Raw genomic sequence first — 18,938 nt, forward strand, 5'->3', positions numbered from 1 at the left:
GTTGTTGTTCACTGGTTGGCGGCGAGGGTTTCCAGTGCGCGGTCGGCGTGGCCGTTCATGTCCAGCTCGGACCGGATGACCGCGAGGATCCTGCGGTCGGTTCCGATCACGAAGGTCATCCGGCGGGTCCTGAGCGGACCGATGCCCAGCTTGCGGCGGACGCCGAGCCGCCAGGCCACTTCTCCATCCACATCGGACAGCAGGGGGTAGTCGAAGCTGTGCAGGTCGGAGAACTGGCGCTGCTTGTCGGGCGAGTCCGCGCTGATGCCGATCCGCTGGGCGTTGTGCTGCGCGAATTCCGCGGCCAGGTCGCGGAAGTGGCACGATTCCATCGTGCAGCCCTTGGTCATCGCCGCCGGGTAGAAGAACAACACGACCGGGCCTTTGTCCAGGAACTCGGTCAGCCGCCGGGGTGCTCCCGTGGAATCCGGCAGTTCGAAGTCCTCGACCAGGTCGCCGACGGTCGCACTCATGTCGTTGTCTCCTTCGTTCGCACCGGAACGAACAGAGCGTAGCCGCTTTCTCTCTCACACGATCGGGTAGATCTCACTACCAGGGACTTCCCTTTGAGGGGATCAAGACGACATAAAAGAACTCGCCCGCCGCGTCAAAACCCCGTCACGCCAGGTGTCATCACGCGGTCACCGTGGGTGAATGCAATGGTGAGAGGTGCCAAGGACATGCACAGATGGCCGCGGATCTCCGGCGCGCTGGGATCCGCGGCGGGCTTCGCGGCAGGCATCGTCGCCACCCTGATCGCCTCGCTCGTCGGCGCCACGACCCAGCACGAGATCGGCTTGCTCGCCCTCGCCCTGACCATCGCCGGCGTCTCGGCGATCACCACCGTCGTCGGCGCGCTCGCCACCTGCCTGCAGTGCTGGCTGCTGTACGCGGGCTTCGTCGTCGGCCGGTCCGGCTCGCTCGTCCTCGACGAGGCGTCGGCCGAGACCGCGGGCCTGTTCACGCTCATCGCGTTGGCGGCGACGAGCATCGCGGGCGGAGGCACGACCGTGCGAGCCCGACTGACCCGTTGAGCAGCCATTACTCCCCCTAGGGGGTTACGGCGATTTGCCCACACCACCCGTCAACCCAGAAGATCGAACACGTGTTCGAGCGGGAGAGCAGGTTGGCGGCCGAGGAGATCCGGACCGCGTCCGACCGACTACGAGAACTGGGCCGCAAGGCCGCGCCCGGTGTCTGGCGTGTCACCCAGGAAGGCGCGTTGATCCGGCTGCTCGGCCGTGAGGACCACGAAGTCGCTGTGCTCACCGGAATGTGGGCGCAGAGCACAGCGGAGTACCTCACAGCGGTCGGACCGGTCACGGCGTACAACATCGCCGAGCTGATGTGGCTCAGCGAAAGCCTTGTGCGCCACGGGGAAATGCCGCTACGCCTGCGCGAGGCCCTGCTGCGGCTCGCCCGCGGGCTCGAACAGGGTGCCTAGAAGCGGAACCACGCGCCCGGCTGCCACGCCGTGTCGCCCCAGGCCAGGCGCTCCCGGCGGTTCGGGTCGTACTCGACGTGGCTGTCCTCGTCGAAGACCATGACCGGCCTCGTCTCGCCGTACGGCGGCCAACTGGGCAACGGGATGCCGTCCTCGATGAAACTCACCCAGGCCTGGTGGATCTGCGCGGCGGTGATCTCCCTGGGCAGTGAGACCTCCTTCGGCGGCGCCCACACCATGCCGAGTTCCATACCGTGGGCGCCGTCGAGGAACTCGGGCACGCCAGGCTGCGCGATGTCGATGCGGTACCGGTAGACACGGCTGTGCCGGGCCTGCGCGTCGGCGAGGCGTTGTGTCGGTATGCCGTAGCGCTCGTCGCTCATGAAGGCGGCTTTCGCCATGTCCGCGCCGCGGGTGTCCCGGTAGATGTCGAGCACCTTCGTGTCGCCGAAGATCCCGGTCAGCACGTCGTCGACGGGCTCGGTCGCCTGCTCACCGAGGAACGCGGAGAACGTCGCCGACTCGTTGCCGTTGTGGCCGATCATCAGCCGGATCCCGGCCGCGCTGCCCGCGGCCACGAGCGATGTCGGCATAGCGGGCAACACCTTCGGGTGAATGGTCGGACGCCACAGCCACACCGCCGCCATCCCGGTCAGAATTCGTTCCTGCGCCGCGAGGATGTCCTCGGCCGGGACCGAACGCAGATGACGCGTGCCACCCAGTTCCCGAATCAGCCGCCTGGCTATCACGAGGCCTTGTTCGGGGGTGGCGACGTGGTCACCGCCGCTGCTGATGATCGCCTGGGAGAACGTGTTCCGGCTCAACGGACTCGCCATCAGGTTGCCGACGCTCTTCGCACCCGCGGAAACACCGTAAACCGTGATCCGCTGGGGATTTCCGCCGAACGCGCCGATGTTGCCGCGAACCCAGCGCAAAGCCGCGATCTGGTCGAGCAGGGCGCACACGCCCGCGTCCTCTTCCGACGCGCCGAGAATTCCGGCCAAGTAGGTCATGCCGAGCGCGCCGAGCCGGTAGTTGACCGTCACGACGACGATCCCGGCACGCGCGAAGGCCTCCCCCTCACCGGCCTGGATCCCGCTGCCGGTCCGGTAGCCGCCACCGTGCAGCCAGAACAGCACCGGCCAGCCGCCGGGCGGTGGCTCACCCTCCGGCGCGCACACGTTCAGGTACAGGCAATCTTCACTGGACGGTGCCGCCGCGACGCCGATCTCCTGCGGTTGCAGGGACTGCGGCCCGTAGTCGGTGGCAGGCCATGTTCCCGCCCAGCGAGAAACCGGCATCGGCGCGCGCCAGCGCAACTCGCCGACCGGCGGTTGCGCGTACGGAATCCCGCGCCAGACAACACATCCATCGCCCTGCAGCCCGTTGAGCCGCCCCTGCTCGATTGTCACGAAGGCCACGCGTCCCCACTATAGGGACGTGATCCGGTGCAGGTTGTCCTCCACCCAGGCACGAAGTCCGGCCAGCGGCCCGGCGACGCTCTTCCCGAGATCGGTCAGCGCGTATTCGACGTGCAAGGGAACGGCCGGGTAGATCGTCCGATCGACGAACCCGGCTTCCGCCAACCGGCGCAACGTGGTGGTCAGCACCTTCGGGCTGATGCCTTCCAACCGCCGCTGGAGTTCTCCGAAGCGCTGTGGCCCTTCCTCCATCGCGCCGATCGCGAGCGCCGCCCACTTGTTCGCCAGCAGGTCCAGCACGCCTCGGCACGGGCACTGCGCGGCGTACACGTCGTGCTTGTCGTGCTGTCCCGTCGGACATGAGAGCGACATCCAAGCCTCCTAGCTGCATGCTTCCCATTGGATAGTAGTCACCCTTGCGGGAAAGTAGGGCTACGTGGATAGCGTCGAGCCCATGCGAGCAATCAGTCAGAACGAATTCGGCGGCCCCGAGGTCCTCCAGGAGATCGACGTTCCGCGGCCGGAGCCGTTGCCAACCGAAGTGCTTGTGCGGGTTGTCTCCGCAGGCATCAACCCGGTCGACGCCAAGACCCGCGCGGGCGGCGGCATGGCGGGCTTGTTGGGTGAGCCGCCGTTCATCCTGGGTTGGGACGTGTCCGGCGTGGTCGAGGCGGTCGGTTTCGGCGTGCACACCCTCAAGCCAGGCGACGAGGTGTACGGGATGCCACGGTTCCCACATCAGGCTGGCGGGTTCGCCGAGTACGCGACGGCACCGTCGCGGCATTTCGCGCTGAAGCCGTCGACCGTCGATCACGACACCGCCGCGGCCGTGCCGTTGGCCGCGCTCACGGCGTGGCAGATCCTGCACGACGCCGTGCACATCGAGGCTGGTCAGCGGGTGCTGATCCACGCGGCGGGCGGCGGCGTCGGTCACTTCGCGGTGCAGTTCGCCAAGGCCGTCGGCGCGCACGTGACCGGTACCGCGAGCGCGGGCAGGCACGACTGGCTGCGCGAGATCGGCGCCGACGAGGTGATCGACTACCGGACCACCCGGTTCGAGGACGTGACCGGCGACCAGGACGTCGTGGTCGACCTGATCGGCGGGGACAACGCGATCCGGTCAACCGGCGTGCTCAAGCCTGGCGGCACCGTCGTCGCCGTACCCAGCGGCGTGTCCGACGAGCTCGCCGCTGCCGCCGAGGCCCGTGGTGTCACCGCGATCGATTTCCTGGTCGAACCGGACGGACACGCGCTCGCCGAGATCGCGCGCCTGATCGACGCGGGCCAGGTCCGCGTCGAGGTCGAGCGGGTCTTCCCGTTCGACGACATTCGTGCCGCGCACGAACGGCAGGAAAGCGGTCGCGTCCAGGGCAAACTGGTAGTGCGCATCAGTACTTGACAGTCTCCGTCAAGTACTTGACACTGGACGTCAAGGAGGTGGGCGATGCCCGAGCCCGGACCGCTGGTCGAGCAGTTGCTGGCGATCATGAACAGCCGTCTGCTGGACCCGCTGGAGATCCTGCTCGCCGACGACCCGGCGACGGGACCGAGCAGCGACCCGGATCCGGTCTCGGAGCTGCGGGGGCGGTGTGAGCGCGCTGCCGAGTCGTGGGCGGCGCGCTTGCTCGGCCCGAACGGCACGTACGCGGTCGCGAGCATCATCGGCGCCCTGTACCCAAGCGACGAGGTGTTCGACCCGCCCGCGAGCTGGTGGCAAACCCCGTTGGGGCAGGTGACCCTGCTCCGCATGGGGTACCCGGGCCGCGAAGCGGTCTCGTACTCGCTCGCGGGCGCGATGCTCGGCGTCACCCGGCAAGGTGTGCACGACCTGGTCACCCGCAACAAGCTCGCCCGCCACCCCGACGGGGGCGTCACCGTGACGTCCATCCGTGAACGGATCCAACTGAGGGGACGAAGCACATGAGAGACCTGTTGCTGCTGCACGGCGCCGGCGGGCGGCCGGACGACTGGACCGACTTCATCTCGTTCGTGACCGGCTTTCGCTGCACGGCACCGGATCTGACCGGGCTGACCACGTGGGCGGCGATGCTCGACCACCTCGACGGGCTCGGCCTGGACAACCCGGCCGTCGTCGGGCACTCGCTCGGCGGGGCACTGGGCATCCAGTGGGCCCACCGCCACCCCGAGTGCCCCGGTGTGGTCAACCTGGACGGCCACGGCCACCCGTCGACCTACCCCGGCCTGTCCGACGACGCGGTGGCCACGGGGAAGGCCAAGCTCAAGGAAGTCTTCGACGAGATGGCCGAGCAGATGCCGCCGGAGCACGTGGCACTCCGCCCGTTGATCGACGACGGCACAGTGCACGACTTCTACGACGGCCTGACCACCAGGCACCTCGCCGTGGTCGCGACCAAGCTGATGACCGCGCAGGAGCCGTTCGCCGACTACTACAACGCCATGCGCGCGGGCGTGCTCGCCGACCTCACGGCGGCAGGCGCGAACGTCGTCGAGTTCGACGGATCCCACGCCATGCTCCAGGAAAACCCGGAGAAACTGGCCCGCCTGGCCTTGGATTTCCTTATGGAGAGCTGAATTCGAGCTGACTGACCCCGAAACGGCAAATAAACGACAACGGCAAGGAGTTCACCGCTCCTTGCCTACTTCAACATATAGCGCACCCGGGGCCTTGCCGCAAGACCCGGGTTGTGTCGCAGAATTCCCCGGTCAAGCCAGAGTTTGGGGAACACTTGAATCGCGACATGCGTGTGTTGGGGGATTTCTCAGTGACTGATGTGATCGTCGTCGGCGGCGGGCCGACCGGTTTGATGCTGGCCGCCGAGTTGCGGTTGCACGGCGTACGCGTGGTCGTGCTGGAGCGGGACGCGGAACCGACCAAGGTCGTCCGCGCGATGGGTCTGCACGTGCGCAGCATCGAGGTGATGGACCAGCGCGGTCTGCTGGACCGTTTTCTCGCGTTGGGCAAACGGATCGACAACGGCGGGCTCTTCGCTGGGATGGACAAACCGTGGCCGTCGGACATGGACACCGCGCACGGCTACATCCTCGGCATTCCACAACCTCTGATCGAACGCGTGCTGAACGAGCACGCCGCCGAGGTCGGCGTGGAGGTGCGGCGCGGCTGCGAGGTGGTCGGCCTGAGCCAGGACGACGACGGGGTCACCGTCGGCCTGGCCGACGGCACGCGGCTGCGCTCGCGCTACCTCGTCGGCTGCGACGGCGGGCGCAGCACGGTGCGCAAGCTGCTCGGCGTCGGCTTCCCCGGCGAACCGTCCAGGGTCGAGACGCTGATCGGCGAGGCCATGGTGACCATGCCGGAGGACGAACTGACCGCCGTGGTGACCGAGACCCGCAAGACCCAGAAGCGGTTCGGCCTCATGCCGCTCGGGGATGGCGCGCACCGCATGATCGTGCCCGCCGACGGGGTCGCCGAAGACCGCGCGGTCCCGCCGACCCTCGACGAGCTCAAGCGGCAGCTGGTGGCGGTCGCGGGCACCGACTTCGGCGTGCACTCGCCGCGGTGGCTGTCCCGGTTCGGCGACGCCACCCGGCTGGCCGAGCACTACCGGGTCGGCAGGGCGCTGCTGGCGGGCGACGCGGCGCACATCCACCCGCCGACCGGTGGCCAGGGCCTGAACCTCGGCGTCCAGGACGCCTTCAACCTCGGCTGGAAACTGGCCGCCGAGATCAACGGCTGGGCCCCGGCCGGACTGCTGGACACCTACCACGCCGAACGGCGCCCGGTGGCCGCCGACGTGCTGGACAACACCCGTGCGCAGATACTGCTGCTGTCCACCGAGCCGGGGCCGCGGTCCGTGCGCAGGCTGTTCTCCGAGCTGATGGACTTCGACGTGGTGAACCGGTTCCTGATCGAGAAGATCACCGCGATCGGGGTCCGGTACGACTTCGGCGAAGGACACGAGCTGCTGGGCAGGCGGCTGCGCGACGTCTCGCTGAAGCACGGACGCCTCTACGAGCTGATGCGCACCGGCCGAGGACTGCTGCTCGACCAGACCGGCAGGCTGTCCGTCGAGGGGTGGGCAGACCGGGTCGACCACGTTGTCGACGTCAGCGAAGAACTGGACACGCCTGCCGTGCTGCTGCGGCCGGACGGTCACGTGGCATGGGCCGGTGACGACCAGCGGGATCTGCTGAGGCACCTGCCCAGGTGGTTCGGCACCGCCAAGGCGTGAGAGCGAGCTCGCGTTGGTCGCCCGCTCCGGCGACCAACGCGATGCTCACGTCACCTTCGGGGAACCGTCAGCGTGCCGCCGATCTTCACCAGGCCCGCTTTGCTTTCGCTCGTGTACCGCAAGTCGACGCTGTCCACCACCAGCGCCAAATGGTGCCCAGCGGGCACGTCCCATGAGATCGACTCCAGCGCGAAGTCGATCGTCGCGGTCCGGGTTCCCCTGATCGTGTACGGCTTGTGCGTGACGAGCGCCCCGAAACCCGCCGGATCCACGTCGTAGAGGTACGCCATCAAGGTCGTGTCGGCGTTGCTCGACTTCACCGTCGCGGCGAGTTTCGGTTTGCCCACAACGGTGGTGGCCGTCGAGTACACCGGGCCGTGCCACACCCCCGCGTTCAGGACAGCCGGGACGAACACACCGACCGGAATCTTGAAGTATCCCTGCAGAGCACCGCTGAGGATCGGGATCCCGCTGTTCGCCGCGCTGTCGACGCCGGACACGAACGCCTTGGTGTCCAAGGAAACCGTGTCGGCCGTCGTGGCCGCCGACGCCCACGTCGGGTAGCCGTGCCACTTCCCCGCGTTGGCCGACATCGCCTGGACGGGCGGCGTGCGGTCGATGCCGTTGTCGATCCCGTTGAGGTAGCGGTCGAACCAGGCTGTCGCGGCGTCCCAGACGTCGTTGGACAGCCCCACCGCACCGAGCACCTCGGACGTCGCGTGGTCACCGCCCTGCAGCAGGAGCCGTTTCGGGGTGCGCAGCCGGTCGTAGAAGTCCACCGCCTGGTTGGGCGGGAAGATGGCGTCCTGGAAGGAGTTCGCGATGAACACCGCCGCGCCGTTGGCGTTGATCTCGTCGACCTTCGTGCTCGCCGACCGCGACGGCGCGAGCTGCCTGGCGTAGTCGATCTTCCCCTGCAGGAACTCCGCCGTGATCCTGCGCAGATCAGGCCCGGGCCTGCCGGTCAGCTGCCCCGCGGCCAGCAGCCCGCCCGCGGACAGCTGGCTGATCGTCTCGTTCGGGTAGAGCGAGGCCTCCAGGTCGGCCCACGTGCTCATCGACGCGACCGCCTTGACCCGCTTGTCGTTGGCCGCGGCGAGCAGCCCGATGCCCGCGCCGTAGGAGATCCCGGCGACACCGATCTTGTTCACGTCGGCGGGCGTGTTGGCCAACGCCCAGTCGATCACCCGGCTGACGTCGTTGACGGTGTCCGGCCCGGCCACGTCGATCTCGCCGCCGGAGTCGTGGAACCCGCGGCTGGTGTAGCTGATGACGACATCGCCGCTCTCGGCCGCGAGCTTGCGGGCCGCGCCGACGTACTCGAGGTTGGGCGCGCCCCAACTGGCGGGCATGACCAGCAACGGGAACGGACCGTCGCCACGCCCGGTCGGTTTCACCACGAAACCGCGCATGGGCGTACCGCCCTCGCCGGGAATCGTCTGATACGAGATGTCCGCGCCGAATGACGTCGCAGCGCCGGACGCGGGGGCGGACAGAGCACCGACGGCCACCACGGCAGTCAGCAGGGTCAACAGCCGTGAGCTGCGCATATACCCTCCACTGGGTGTTACGTACCCGGCACAACGCGCAACCGGCTCACGGGGTTACGGCGAAGTAACCTACTGGGCGTTAAATTCACCCCTGCCTTGGGCCGCGTTGACCTGCGGGCACAATGCTGGACGTGACTTTGTCGATAGACCAGCGGATCGCCGAGGAGTTGGGCGTCCGCGAGCACCAGGTGAAGGCCGCGGTCGACCTGCTCGACGGCGGCGCGACCGTGCCGTTCATCGCCCGGTACCGCAAGGAGGTGACCGGCACGCTCGACGACGCGCAACTGCGCACGCTCGAGGAACGGCTGCGTTACCTGCGCGAGCTCGAAGAGCGCCGGGTGGCGATCCTGGAGTCGGTGCGATCGCAAGGGAAACTGACCGACGAGCTCGAGGAGCAGATCCGCACAGCGGATTCCAAGGCCCGCCTCGAGGACATCTACCTGCCCTACAAGCCCAAGCGGCGCACGAAGGCGCAGATCGCCCGCGAAGCCGGTCTCGAACCGCTCGCCGACCAACTGCTGGCCGACCCGACGCTGGACCCGCAGGCCACCGCGGCCGGTTTCGTCGACGCGGACAAGAACGTCGCCGACGCGGCCGCCGCGCTGGAAGGCGCCCGGTCGATCCTGGTCGAGCGCTTCGGTGAGGACGCCGACCTGATCGGTGAGCTGCGCGAGCACATGTGGTCGCGTGGGCGCATGGCGGCGAAGGTCCGTGAAGGCAAGGAAGAGGAGGGCGCCAAGTTCTCCGACTACTTCGACTTCGCCGAGCCGCTGACCAAGCTGCCGTCGCACCGGATCCTGGCGATGTTCCGCGGGGAGAAGGAGGAGATCCTCGATCTCAACCTCAACCCGGAGCCGACCGACGAACCCGCCACCGGGCCGAGCGACTACGAGATCCGGATCGCCGCCCGGTTCGGCATCGACGACCAGGGCCGCGCCGGTGACAAGTGGCTGACCGACACGGTCCGCTGGGCCTGGCGCACCAGGATCCTCGTGCACCTCGGCATCGACCTGCGGATGCGGCTGCGCAACGCGGCCGAGGAGGAAGCGGTCCGCGTGTTCGCCGCGAACCTGCGTGACCTCCTGCTGGCCGCGCCCGCGGGCACCAGGACGACCATGGGCCTCGACCCCGGTTTCCGCACCGGCGTGAAGGTCGCGGTGGTCGACGGCACCGGCAAGGTCGTCGCGACCGACACCATCTACCCGCACGAGCCGCGCCGCGCGTGGGACGAGTCGATCCACAAGCTGGCGTTCCTGTGCAAGCAGCACAACGTCGAGCTGATCGCGATCGGCAACGGCACCGCGTCCCGTGAGACCGACAAGCTCGCTGGCGACCTGCTCAAAGCCCATGCCGACCTGCGGCTGACCAAGGTCATGGTGTCCGAGGCAGGCGCGTCGGTGTACTCCGCGTCGGCGTACGCGTCCGCCGAACTGCCCGGGTTGGACGTCTCGCTGCGTGGCGCGGTGTCCATCGCGCGGCGGCTGCAGGACCCGCTGGCCGAGCTGGTGAAGATCGACCCGAAGTCCATCGGCGTCGGGCAGTACCAGCACGACCTGTCCGAGGGGAAGCTGTCGCGCTCGCTCGACGCGGTCGTCGAGGACTGCGTGAACGCGGTCGGAGTGGACGTCAACACCGCCTCCGCGCCGCTGCTGACCCGCGTGTCGGGCATCGGTGAGGGCCTGGCGGAGAACATCGTGCTGCACCGCGACACCAACGGGCCGTTCCGGTCCCGGACGGCGTTGAAGGAGGTCGCCAGGCTCGGACCCAAGGCGTTCGAGCAGTGCGCTGGCTTCCTCAAGATTCCCGACGGCGACGACCCGCTGGACGCGTCCAGCGTGCACCCGGAGGCCTACCCGGTGGTCCGGCGGATCCTGGACGCCACCCAGAGCGACGTCCGGGCCCTGATCGGCAGCCAGGCGCTGAAGAAGCTGCGGCCGCAGGACTTCGCCGACGACAAGTTCGGCCTGCCGACGGTCACCGACATCCTGGCCGAGCTCGACAAGCCGGGCCGTGACCCGCGACCGGCGTTCAAGACCGCGACCTTCGCCGACGGCGTCGAGAAGATCGCCGACCTCAAGCCGGGGATGACGCTCGAAGGCGTGGTCACGAACGTCGCCGCGTTCGGCGCGTTCGTGGACATCGGGGTGCACCAGGACGGCCTCGTGCACGTCTCGGCGATGTCCCGCAACTTCGTCAAGGACCCGCGTGACGTGGTCAAGCCCGGCGACATCGTCAAGGTCAAGGTGCTGGACGTCGACATCCCGCGCAAGCGGATCGGCCTCACGCTGCGCCTCGACGACGAGGTCGGCAAGCCCGCGCCGCAGGGCGGCGGCCGCCGGGAGCAGGGCGGCGGTGGCAATCAGCGCCGCGGCGGCGGTGGCGGCGGCGGGCAGCAGCGCCAGCAGCGGCGCAACGAAACGCCTGCGAGCGGTTCGATGGCCGACGCGCTGCGGCGCGCGGGATTCGGGAAGTGACTAGGACTTTCCCGTGATGAGGTCGGCGAGGAACTCCCGGTAGGGTCCCTTCATCGGGAGTTCCCGCTCCTCGCGCACCCGGCGGCGGGTGGCCATCACCGGCATCTCCCGCAGCGGGTCGTAGCCGGGCCGTTCGTAGGTCTCCCACCAGAGGCCGACGCCCCGGCGCTGCCAGGCGGGCAGCTCGTTGAAGTTCACGCCGTGCCGGTAGAGCAGCTCGTTCTTGGCTGACGCGTTCGCGCCGTCCAGTGCCTTCGTGGCCTCTTGTCTGCTCTTGCCGTCCTTGCGCAAAGTCCAGTAGCACCAGCCGTTGAGCGCCGAACGGGCCGCGTCGGCCTGGCGCCACGAGAAGTAGTCGACGACGTCGGCCGGGCCGGTGCCGATCCACACCCGGCTGTCGAAGTGCGCCGGTTCGCCCACTGCCTGCGTGAAGGCGGCGGCGGTGACGCTGGCCGACAACGACACCAGCTTCTCCACACCGCGGCCGAAGATCTGCGAGTCCGGGTCGAGCAGTACCGAGATCTCGTCGCTCTCGGTGTACGCGTAACGGCCGCCGAACTCGACCAGCAGCGCCCGCGCGGCCTCGGTCATCAGTTGTGAGAAGCGTAAGTCGAACGGCTTGTCGTACCGCTGCTCGGTGAACCGCGAGAAGCTGCGGCCGTCGACCCGTAGGATCGTCCACGCTCCCGGTGGCACGGTCATCGAGTGGAACCACTCGCGAGCCCGCTGGCCGGCTTCGAACTCCTCGCCGTGCACGTCCGCCCCTCTTGTCACCGCTTTGACACTGTGCGTGACACTATCGGTCTCGACGGTGGTCAACGCACTTAGGTCGTTCCACGCACGATGAGTTCGTCCGCACTGGTCACGCGCTGTTCGGGGATTCCCGTACCGAGCTGGCCGAGCAGCAGGCGGGCGGCGAGCGCGCCGTCGGCCGCGTGGTCGTGGCGAACAGCTGTCACCTCGGGGCACACCAACCGGCACACCGGTGAGTCGTTCGTGGTGACGACCGCCAGGTCGGTGGGGATACGCCGGTTGAGCACGGCCGCGTGCGCCACGACCTTCGCCGCCGCCATGGGGTCTTCGTAGATGGCCGCTGTGATGCCTTCCAGCGCGTGCGTGGCCGCTATGGCACCGTCCGGACCGGCGGCGATGTGGCAGATCCTGGTGTGGCCTCGCCGAGTGAGGTAGCTGGTCACCTCGTCGCACGCCTTCGTCTTGTCCACCAGCACCGAGGACATGTCCGGGTGGGTGGCGCCGATGAGCACGGTGGGCACCGCCAGCGCGTGCAGCGCAGCGATGCGCGGATCGTTCGGGCGCGGGTCGATCAGCAGCATGCCGTCCACACGGCCGGAGGCCCACCAGTCCCGGTAGGTCTCCTCGGCCGCGGCCGTGATCGCCAGCTGCAGTGTCACGCCCGCGGCGGCGAGTTCGCGTTCGATGCCTTCGACCACGGGCCACGGCACCTCGCCCGCGACGACCAGACCGACCACACCCGCCCGGTCGGCCGACAGCGCCAGTGCCGCGGTGTTGGGCCGCCAGCCCAGCGTCTGGGCGATCCGCGTGACTCGCTGCCGAGTCTCCTCGGACACACCAGGGCGCCCGTTGAGGGCATAGGAAACCGCTGCTTTGGACAGCCCCGCTCGCCGGGCGATGTCGCTGATGGTCGGTCGTTTCATGTCTGCCTCCGCAAGTACACCCGATCGAGGGATACCCAGCCCGAACCCGCTGCTCAAACCCCGAAAAGAGGTGACTGTTCCGGCCGGTGGCCGCCCCGGACTGTCGGTGGGTCCCGCAATGCTGTCGGCCACGGGGTTCACCGGACCCCACAACCGAGGAGGAACGACATGGGAATCGTCGACTGCAGCGCGGACATCCGGGCCAACGGCCGCGAGTACACCGTCAGGGCGGCGACCCTGCCGAGGAGCGGCGAAGACGGTCAGCGCGTCGAGATCGCGCTGACCGACCGCGATCCGGCAGGCGTGGCAACCGAATGCGGATCCTTCACGCTGCACGCCGACAACCTCGCCGCCGTCGGCAAGCTGATCAACCAGGTGCTCTCCGGACTGTCCACATTGAGCGGACGGTCGGCCGCGACACCGGCCAACGCCTCCGCGCCGTGGACGAAGGAGCAGGACGACGAGCTGTTCACGCGGTGGACAGCGGCGGGCGATACGCACAGTTCGACCGCGCTGCGCCGGATCCTGGCCGAGCAGTTCGGGCGGACGACCGGATCGATCCGCGCCCGGCTGTTGCGCATCGGCTGCGATCCGGACGCGCCCGGGCACGCCTTCGTCCCGGTGCCGGGAGCGTCCTGATGGGGTGCCCGATCGCCCCGCCCGCCGCCGTGATCGGTGGGAAGTCGTTCGAATCAAAGGACATCACGCGGTAAGGAGTCGCCAGGACACGTACCGAGCGAACACCCGGTGTTAACGATCGCTGACCTCGCCCAGCCTCGCGCAACACCGGCACATCACTGAGAGAAGTCGCCTTCACGGACAAGACCAAGATCCACCAAGCGGTGCACGTCCCACATCGAACCCAGCGAAAGGAGACAACCAGGAGCCCTCCACAGCCGACACATCAAACACCAAGCCCGCTTCGGGTCCGCCCGACCACCAGGGAAGGTTGACCTTTTACGGAGGTGATTCACACCGGGTTGCGCTTTCACCGCCAGTGACCACTAAGCTGCACTTCGCCCATCTGCTGGGGAAGGCGACAACGCTGTGAGATTCGGTGTGCTCGGGCCGCTGACTGTGGCGGGCCCGGACGGGGAGATTCGATTACGCGGAGAACACCAGCGCGTACTCCTGGCGATGCTGCTGTTCCACGCCAACCGACCGGTGACGACTGACCTGTTGGTCAGCGCGCTGTGGCCGGAAATCCCGCCGAAGTCGTATGCCTCCAATCTGCACACCTACGTATCCCGGTTGCGGGCGAGGCTTCCGGGAGTGGGGATCGACCTGGCGGGCCGCGGATACCGGCTGCAGGTGGCGACCGAGGACGTCGATCTGCTGGTGTTCAGGGAAGCCGCGGCCGCCGGGCGCAGCGCGGCACGGGCGGGGCGCCCGGACAACGCGGCGCACCACCTCCGGAAAGCGTTGGCGCAGTGGCGAAGTCACCCGTTGGCCGACATGCACGTGCCCGCGCTCGACGCCGAGCTCGGCAGGCTGGAGTCCGAGCGGCTCGCGGTGTTCGAGGACTGCGTCGACGCGGAACTGGCGGCGGGGCGGCACGCGGAACTGGCCGCCGAACTCCAGGCCGCGCTGGCGCAACACCCGTTGCGTGAACGACTTGCCGGTCAGTTGATGCTGGCACTGCAGCATTCGGGGCGGCAGGCGGAAGCGCTTGACGTGTACCGGGTGACCCGCGCGACGCTCATCGACGAGCTCGGGGTCGAGCCGGGAGCGGCCTTGCGGCGGTTGCACACGTCGATGCTGCGCGGTGAGGGGGCCGACCAGCCGTTGCCGCGGCCGACGTGGCCGATCTGCCAGCTGCCCGCCGTGTCCGCGGACTTCTCCGGACGTGAGCGGCACCTGACTGAGGTCACCGGTCTGCTCAACCCGGGCGGGCACAGTGTGCCGGTGGTGGTGCTCAACGGGGAACCGGGCGCGGGCAAGACAAGCCTGTCGATCTGCGCCGCGCACCAGGTGCGGTCGGTGTTCCCCGACGGGCAGCTGTTCGTCTCGTTGTCCGGTGTGGACGACCCGCGGGACACCGGTGCCGTACTGGCGGACCTGCTGCGCGGACTCGGTGTCAACGGCCCGGCCATCCCGGACGACCTGCGGGCGAGGGCAGCGATGTACCGGGGGCTGCTGACCGACCGCAAAGTCCTGGTGGTGCTGGACGACGCGGTCGACCCGGCACAGGTGCGGCTGCTGCTGCCCGGAACGCGCGGCTGCGCTGTGCTGATCACCAGCCGCAAACGACTGAGCGGACTGGCCGGGGCGAACAGGCTCACGGTCGGGCCGTTGACCGACCGGGACGCGGTGCGCCTGCTCGAACGGATCATCGGCCGGGCAAGGGTTTCCGCCGAGCACGCGGATGCCGTGCGGATCGCGGAGGCCTGCGGCAACCTGCCGCTGGCGCTGCGCATCGCCGGAACGAGGCTGGCACTGCGGCCGAACATGCGGCTGGGGCTGCTGGCGGATCGACTGGAGGACGAAGGAAGGAGGCTGGACGAGCTGGAAGTCAGCGATCTGCAGGTGCGGGCGAGCCTGACGCTCAGCTACGCCGCGCTGAAACCCGCCGCCCAGGTCGCGCTGCGCCGGTTGGGGTTGATCAACACGGGCGACCTGCCGGAGTGGCGAATCCTCACGCTGCTCGACAACTGCTCCCTCAGGTCCACAACCAGCACCACCACCGGATCCTCGGAGGGGTCGATGGGCACTGACGTGTCGGTGGTCGAGGAGTTGGTGGAATCCGGCCTGCTGGAGCCGACGGGGACCGACGAGACCGGCGAGCCGAGGTACCGGTTGCATGACCTCGTCCGGGTGTTCGCGCTCGAACGGGCTCAGCTGGAGGACAGCGCGCGTGAGCGGTACACCAGCGCACGGACGATCATCGATGCCATCATCGGCGTCGCGGACGTCGCCGCGCGCCGCCTGCCGTGGACGATTCCGCTGCCGCGGTTGCGGGGGCCGATTCCAGTGCAGCCGTTGGCGAACGACCTCGTCGAGCGGCTCACCGCCAACCCTGAGGCGTGGTTCGCCGCCGAGCGGGCCAACCTGCTCAGCGGCATCCCGAAGATGAGCGCGCTCGGCTGGCACACCGACGCGTTGCTGGTGGTGGACCGGCTTTCGGTGTACCTGTGGTCGGAGGGCCTCTATGCGGACATGCGCGTGGCGTACCAGAGCATCGCCGACGCGGCGGAGAAACAGAATCCCCGGGTCGCGGCGCGGGCGAGGTCCGTCCTGGCGCTGCTGAGGCACTACCGGGGGCAGTACGACCAGGCGACAGCGGAATACCGGGCCTGTGGCGTCGAACTGGCGGCTTTGGGTGAACACGAGGCCTTGGCGTGGGTGCACACGAACCTGGCCGCGTGCCTGATCGCGGTCGGCAAGTCCGAGGATTCGGTCCGGCTGATGGAGTCGGCCCGGGTCGAACTGCGTGACGACCCGTTCGCCTCCGGAGTGGTGCTGCGCACGCTGATCTCGGCGCTCAACCGGCTCGGGCGCACCGAGGAGTCCGCGCGGCTGGAGGCTGAGGCGCTGGTGTTGGCCGAGGAGTTCGGCGAGCCGCGGCAACTGGCGATGGCGTTGCACGACAAGGCATGGGGTCACGTGCTGAGCGGCGGTGACCTCCAGCAGGCCGATGCCCTTGTCCACCAGGCGATCACGCTGTTGCGGTCGGTCGGCCCGCGGTCGGCCCTGGCCAAGTGCCTGCGCACCCGGGGCGCGGTGCTGGCGGGTCTGGGCGTCCGCGAGGAATCAGTCCTGTCGTTCCGCGAGGCACGTGACATCGCACGCGAGCTCACCGAGCAGCCGAGGGAAATATCCTGCACCCGCGCGATCGCCGCGGCGTGGATCGGTGACGGCCGGGTCGGTGAGGCGGTCCCGGTCCTGCGTGACTGCCTGGAGAAATACCGCGAAATGGGCAGCACGCTGGCGATGACGATCACTCTCGGCCTGCTCGCCGCCGCCTACGACCGCCAGAACGACCCTGTCGCGGCGCAGGAGGCCCGCGCCGAGGCCGAACGCCTCGGCGACCCCCGTGACACCAACACCGCGACGCTGTTGAAACTCATGCTGAACCTCGCGACGCCCGCCCCCGAACCGAGCGTCGAGACCCCTGTCAGCTGAGTTCCACCGCTGGAAACCGGTGCCGAAAAGGCCGGACGCACCCCTCAGCCGTCCGGCCATCCCCCGAGCTCGGGCGCATCAGGCCCGCTTGAGTGCCTTGGCGTACTGGCTGTTCGCGGGCAGCCACATCAGCACGATGGCCACGATTCCGACGACGGTCGCTCCCCAGCCGGTGATGGACATCATCGTGGGTGCCGCGCTGCCGTAGTCGAAGCTGAACCAGCCGGCCGCCGCGACCGTGATGAGCGTGAAAATCGTTGCCGTCACGCGGATCCCGGTGGACGCCTTGGTCATCAGCAGTGCGAACACCAGTGCCAGCGCCGCGGGCACGAGCAGCAGGTACGCCCGGCCCTGGACCTGGTCACCGGCCACCTCCGCGGCGAGACCCTGGATCGCCTTCTCCGTCAACTGGTCGACGTCCTGGCCGGTCGCGTCCGCCACGACCTTGGCGAGCATGTAGCCCGCCACCTCCTTGCCGCCGACGGCAAGGACGTACACGCTGTTGATCACTCCGAGCAGTCCGGCGAGTGCGGTCGTGACCAGCGCCGCCATCAGGGTCCCCGGCTTGGCCGGCGCGCCGACGGCCTGCCCGCCATGGGTCGATGGAGCAGTCGGGTATGTGCTCACGTGCCTCAGTTCTCCTTGATTCGCGGAACTGGGTGTCAATGTCGGGGACACCCAGGCGAAAGCACGTTAGGAGCAGGCACTACACGGAACGAACACACTCGCTGCACAGTTTCCGCAAAACCGCGCACACCCTGTCAACGGCTGAACGACGTGCTCAGTTCCCGCCGACGAGTTCGCACGGCACGGACATCACCACAACGGTCGGCCCGCCGAGCGGACTGCTGACCACCAGTGTGCCGTCGAAGGCGGACAGGCGCCGTTCGATGCCACGCAGGCCGGTGCCGTCGCTCGCGTTGGCGCCACCACGGCCGTCGTCGCCGACCAGCATGACGAGTTTGCCGTCCTCATAGCTCAGTCGGATCCACGCTTTGCTCGCGGACGCGTGCTTGACCACGTTGGTCAGCGTTTCCGCCACGGCGAAGTACGCCGCCGACTCCACCGGCGCGGACAGCCTGCCGGGGATGTCGATGTCCACATCGGTCTGCAACGGGTTGGCGAGCACGAGGGCCTGAATGGCACCTTCGAGGCCGCGGTCGGCCAGTACCGGCGGGTGGATGCCGCGCACGAGGTCTCGGAGTTCGGCAAGGGCCTGCGAGCTGGCGATCCTGGCCTCGGCGAGCAGTTCCTGTGCCGCCGCCGGATCGCGTGCCACGGTCTCCTCGGCCATGCCGAGGCTCATCCCCAACGCCACCAACCTGGCTTGCGCGCCGTCGTGCAGGTCACGTTCGATGCGCCGGAGCTCGGCGGCCTGCGTGTCCACAGTGTCCGCGCGGGAGACAGTCAGTTCCTGCACGCGGTTGGCCAGCCGCGCCGCCTCGGTCGGCGCCAGCAAGGACGCCGACACCTTGGCTTGCGCCCTCATGATGCGCGGTGACAGGACGTACCAGATGGCCCCGTACACCAGGCTGAGCGGGATGCCCACGAGGAGCGCGGACGCGGTCGAGCTCACCGTGAGGAACCCGACGAAGTTGACCTCGGCGTCGTCGGGCAGCGCCCACCACCAGGTGGCCAGTGTGGCGTATCCGAGCGCGCCGAGCGGCAGGGCCACGTTGATGATCGCCAGTGCGGAGCCCACGGTGCCCTGCACGAACAGCCACGCGACGTCACGCCAGGTCGCGGAGTCGGTGAGCATCGCGAACACGCGGCGGATGAGTCCGTGCTCGGGGTTGCGCGCCCGGTAGGGCCGCTCGACCTCGGTCCCGAGGATCCAGGCGGCCCGCCTGCGGTGCACGTCGGTGAGCTTGCGCAGCAGGGTCAGCAGCCCGAGCGCGCACGGGATGCCGAGCCAGATCACGATCAGCCCGATCGAGGTGAGCAGGGTCGACAGCAGCACGTAGAGCACGGGCATCATGCCGACCATCGCCAAGGCCCAGCCGTACAGCTGGGCCCTGGTCGGCGCCGGACGCGGTGAACTCATGCGCCCATTCTGGTACGTCGAAGGCCGCTGGCCAG

At 68.7% G+C, this 18,938-nt stretch carries 17 protein-coding genes; 9 read left to right on the forward strand and 8 right to left on the reverse strand.

Annotated features, from left to right (window positions below):
• Nucleotides 1-8: 8 nt before the first annotated feature.
• On the reverse strand, nt 9-473 hold the full coding sequence (locus ALI144C_RS27675; protein ID WP_076990127.1) for a peroxiredoxin: 465 nt from the start codon (nt 471-473) through the stop codon (nt 9-11).
• A gap of 207 nt (nt 474-680) precedes the next feature.
• Here ALI144C_RS27675 and ALI144C_RS27680 point away from each other — a divergent pair, with 207 nt between their 5' ends.
• The gene (locus ALI144C_RS27680) at nt 681-1,034 is read left to right on the forward strand and encodes a hypothetical protein (RefSeq protein WP_143230909.1); all 354 of its coding nucleotides are present in this window, start codon (nt 681-683) and stop codon (nt 1,032-1,034) included.
• A 71-nt stretch (nt 1,035-1,105) separates the two neighbouring features.
• Nucleotides 1,106-1,444, forward strand: coding sequence for a hypothetical protein (locus ALI144C_RS27685; protein ID WP_076990129.1), 339 nt, complete (start codon nt 1,106-1,108; stop codon nt 1,442-1,444).
• On the opposite strand, the gene ALI144C_RS27690 is transcribed toward ALI144C_RS27685, so the two are convergent.
• Together ALI144C_RS27690 and ALI144C_RS27695 are read right to left on the reverse strand one after the other, a co-directional pair.
• Complete coding sequence (locus tag ALI144C_RS27690; RefSeq protein ID WP_076990130.1) at nt 1,441-2,865, reverse strand: carboxylesterase/lipase family protein; 1,425 nt, start codon at nt 2,863-2,865, stop codon at nt 1,441-1,443. The two genes, ALI144C_RS27685 and ALI144C_RS27690, sit on opposite strands and share 4 nt — an antisense overlap.
• Nucleotides 2,866-2,874: 9 nt before the next feature.
• Entirely contained in the window at nt 2,875-3,237 is a 363-nt protein-coding gene (locus tag ALI144C_RS27695) for a winged helix-turn-helix transcriptional regulator (RefSeq protein WP_076990131.1), read from the reverse strand.
• Between the two features lie 82 nt (nt 3,238-3,319).
• On the opposite strand from ALI144C_RS27695, the gene ALI144C_RS27700 reads away from it, so the two are divergent.
• From ALI144C_RS27700 to rox, 4 genes are all read left to right on the forward strand, one after another.
• Nucleotides 3,320-4,264: an NADP-dependent oxidoreductase gene (locus ALI144C_RS27700; RefSeq protein ID WP_076990132.1), complete on the forward strand. Its 945-nt coding sequence runs from the start codon at nt 3,320-3,322 to the stop codon at nt 4,262-4,264.
• Between the two features lie 45 nt (nt 4,265-4,309).
• Nucleotides 4,310-4,789: a hypothetical protein gene (locus tag ALI144C_RS27705; protein ID WP_076990133.1), complete on the forward strand. Its 480-nt coding sequence runs from the start codon at nt 4,310-4,312 to the stop codon at nt 4,787-4,789.
• On the forward strand, nt 4,786-5,418 hold the full coding sequence (locus ALI144C_RS27710) for an alpha/beta fold hydrolase (protein WP_076990134.1): 633 nt from the start codon (nt 4,786-4,788) through the stop codon (nt 5,416-5,418). Before ALI144C_RS27705 ends, ALI144C_RS27710 begins: the two co-directional genes overlap by 4 nt.
• 191 nt (nt 5,419-5,609) lie before the next feature.
• The gene (gene rox, locus ALI144C_RS27715) at nt 5,610-7,037 is read left to right on the forward strand and encodes a rifampin monooxygenase (protein ID WP_076990488.1); all 1,428 of its coding nucleotides are present in this window, start codon (nt 5,610-5,612) and stop codon (nt 7,035-7,037) included.
• A 50-nt stretch (nt 7,038-7,087) separates the two neighbouring features.
• Here the strand turns inward: rox and ALI144C_RS27720 are convergent, their stop codons facing one another.
• Entirely contained in the window at nt 7,088-8,587 is a 1,500-nt protein-coding gene (locus ALI144C_RS27720; protein ID WP_076990135.1) for a CocE/NonD family hydrolase, read from the reverse strand.
• 122 nt (nt 8,588-8,709) lie between these two features.
• Here ALI144C_RS27720 and ALI144C_RS27725 point away from each other — a divergent pair, with 122 nt between their 5' ends.
• Nucleotides 8,710-11,061: a Tex family protein gene (locus ALI144C_RS27725; protein WP_076990136.1), complete on the forward strand. Its 2,352-nt coding sequence runs from the start codon at nt 8,710-8,712 to the stop codon at nt 11,059-11,061.
• Here the strand turns inward: ALI144C_RS27725 and ALI144C_RS27730 are convergent, their stop codons facing one another.
• The gene (locus tag ALI144C_RS27730; RefSeq protein WP_076990489.1) at nt 11,062-11,835 is read right to left on the reverse strand and encodes a tRNA(His) guanylyltransferase Thg1 family protein; all 774 of its coding nucleotides are present in this window, start codon (nt 11,833-11,835) and stop codon (nt 11,062-11,064) included.
• 50 nt (nt 11,836-11,885) lie between these two features.
• Nucleotides 11,886-12,737, reverse strand: a complete 852-nt coding sequence (locus ALI144C_RS27735) for a LacI family DNA-binding transcriptional regulator (protein WP_076990137.1) — start codon at nt 12,735-12,737, stop codon at nt 11,886-11,888.
• Nucleotides 12,738-12,905: 168 nt separating this feature from the next.
• Here ALI144C_RS27735 and ALI144C_RS27740 point away from each other — a divergent pair, with 168 nt between their 5' ends.
• Nucleotides 12,906-13,376, forward strand: a complete 471-nt coding sequence (locus ALI144C_RS27740; protein ID WP_076990138.1) for a hypothetical protein — start codon at nt 12,906-12,908, stop codon at nt 13,374-13,376.
• Between the two features lie 408 nt (nt 13,377-13,784).
• Nucleotides 13,785-16,859 carry an AfsR/SARP family transcriptional regulator gene (locus ALI144C_RS27745; protein ID WP_076990139.1) on the forward strand — a complete coding sequence of 1,025 codons (3,075 nt, stop codon included), beginning with the start codon at nt 13,785-13,787 and terminating at the stop codon, nt 16,857-16,859.
• Between the two features lie 78 nt (nt 16,860-16,937).
• Here ALI144C_RS27745 and ALI144C_RS27750 read toward each other — a convergent pair whose 3' ends face one another.
• Both ALI144C_RS27750 and ALI144C_RS27755 read right to left on the reverse strand, forming a co-directional pair.
• Nucleotides 16,938-17,486 (reverse strand): hypothetical protein, encoded by a 549-nt coding sequence (locus ALI144C_RS27750; RefSeq protein WP_143230911.1) that lies wholly within the window; start codon nt 17,484-17,486, stop codon nt 16,938-16,940.
• Nucleotides 17,487-17,640: 154 nt separating this feature from the next.
• Nucleotides 17,641-18,903, reverse strand: coding sequence for a sensor histidine kinase (locus tag ALI144C_RS27755; RefSeq protein ID WP_076990141.1), 1,263 nt, complete (start codon nt 18,901-18,903; stop codon nt 17,641-17,643).
• Nucleotides 18,904-18,938 lie beyond the last annotated feature (35 nt).

It is taken from the genome of Actinosynnema sp. ALI-1.44 (genome assembly GCF_001984155.1).
In the GTDB taxonomy this organism is placed as follows: Bacteria; Actinomycetota; Actinomycetes; order Mycobacteriales; family Pseudonocardiaceae; genus Kibdelosporangium.

Excerpts from the sequence above, each read along its gene's own strand:
- ALI144C_RS27735 (WP_076990137.1), bottom strand. The coding sequence starts at position 12,737 with ATGAAACGACCGACCATCAGCGACATCGCCCGGCGAGCGGGGCTGTCC.
- ALI144C_RS27705 (WP_076990133.1), top strand. The coding sequence starts at position 4,310 with ATGCCCGAGCCCGGACCGCTGGTCGAGCAGTTGCTGGCGATCATGAAC.
- ALI144C_RS27675 (WP_076990127.1), bottom strand. The coding sequence starts at position 473 with ATGAGTGCGACCGTCGGCGACCTGGTCGAGGACTTCGAACTGCCGGAT.
- ALI144C_RS27680 (WP_143230909.1), top strand. The coding sequence starts at position 681 with ATGCACAGATGGCCGCGGATCTCCGGCGCGCTGGGATCCGCGGCGGGC.
- ALI144C_RS27755 (WP_076990141.1), bottom strand. The coding sequence starts at position 18,903 with ATGAGTTCACCGCGTCCGGCGCCGACCAGGGCCCAGCTGTACGGCTGG.
- ALI144C_RS27710 (WP_076990134.1), top strand. The coding sequence starts at position 4,786 with ATGAGAGACCTGTTGCTGCTGCACGGCGCCGGCGGGCGGCCGGACGAC.
- ALI144C_RS27700 (WP_076990132.1), top strand. The coding sequence starts at position 3,320 with ATGCGAGCAATCAGTCAGAACGAATTCGGCGGCCCCGAGGTCCTCCAG.
- ALI144C_RS27720 (WP_076990135.1), bottom strand. The coding sequence starts at position 8,587 with ATGCGCAGCTCACGGCTGTTGACCCTGCTGACTGCCGTGGTGGCCGTC.
- ALI144C_RS27740 (WP_076990138.1), top strand. The coding sequence starts at position 12,906 with ATGGGAATCGTCGACTGCAGCGCGGACATCCGGGCCAACGGCCGCGAG.
- ALI144C_RS27725 (WP_076990136.1), top strand. The coding sequence starts at position 8,710 with ATGCTGGACGTGACTTTGTCGATAGACCAGCGGATCGCCGAGGAGTTG.
- ALI144C_RS27695 (WP_076990131.1), bottom strand. The coding sequence starts at position 3,237 with ATGTCGCTCTCATGTCCGACGGGACAGCACGACAAGCACGACGTGTAC.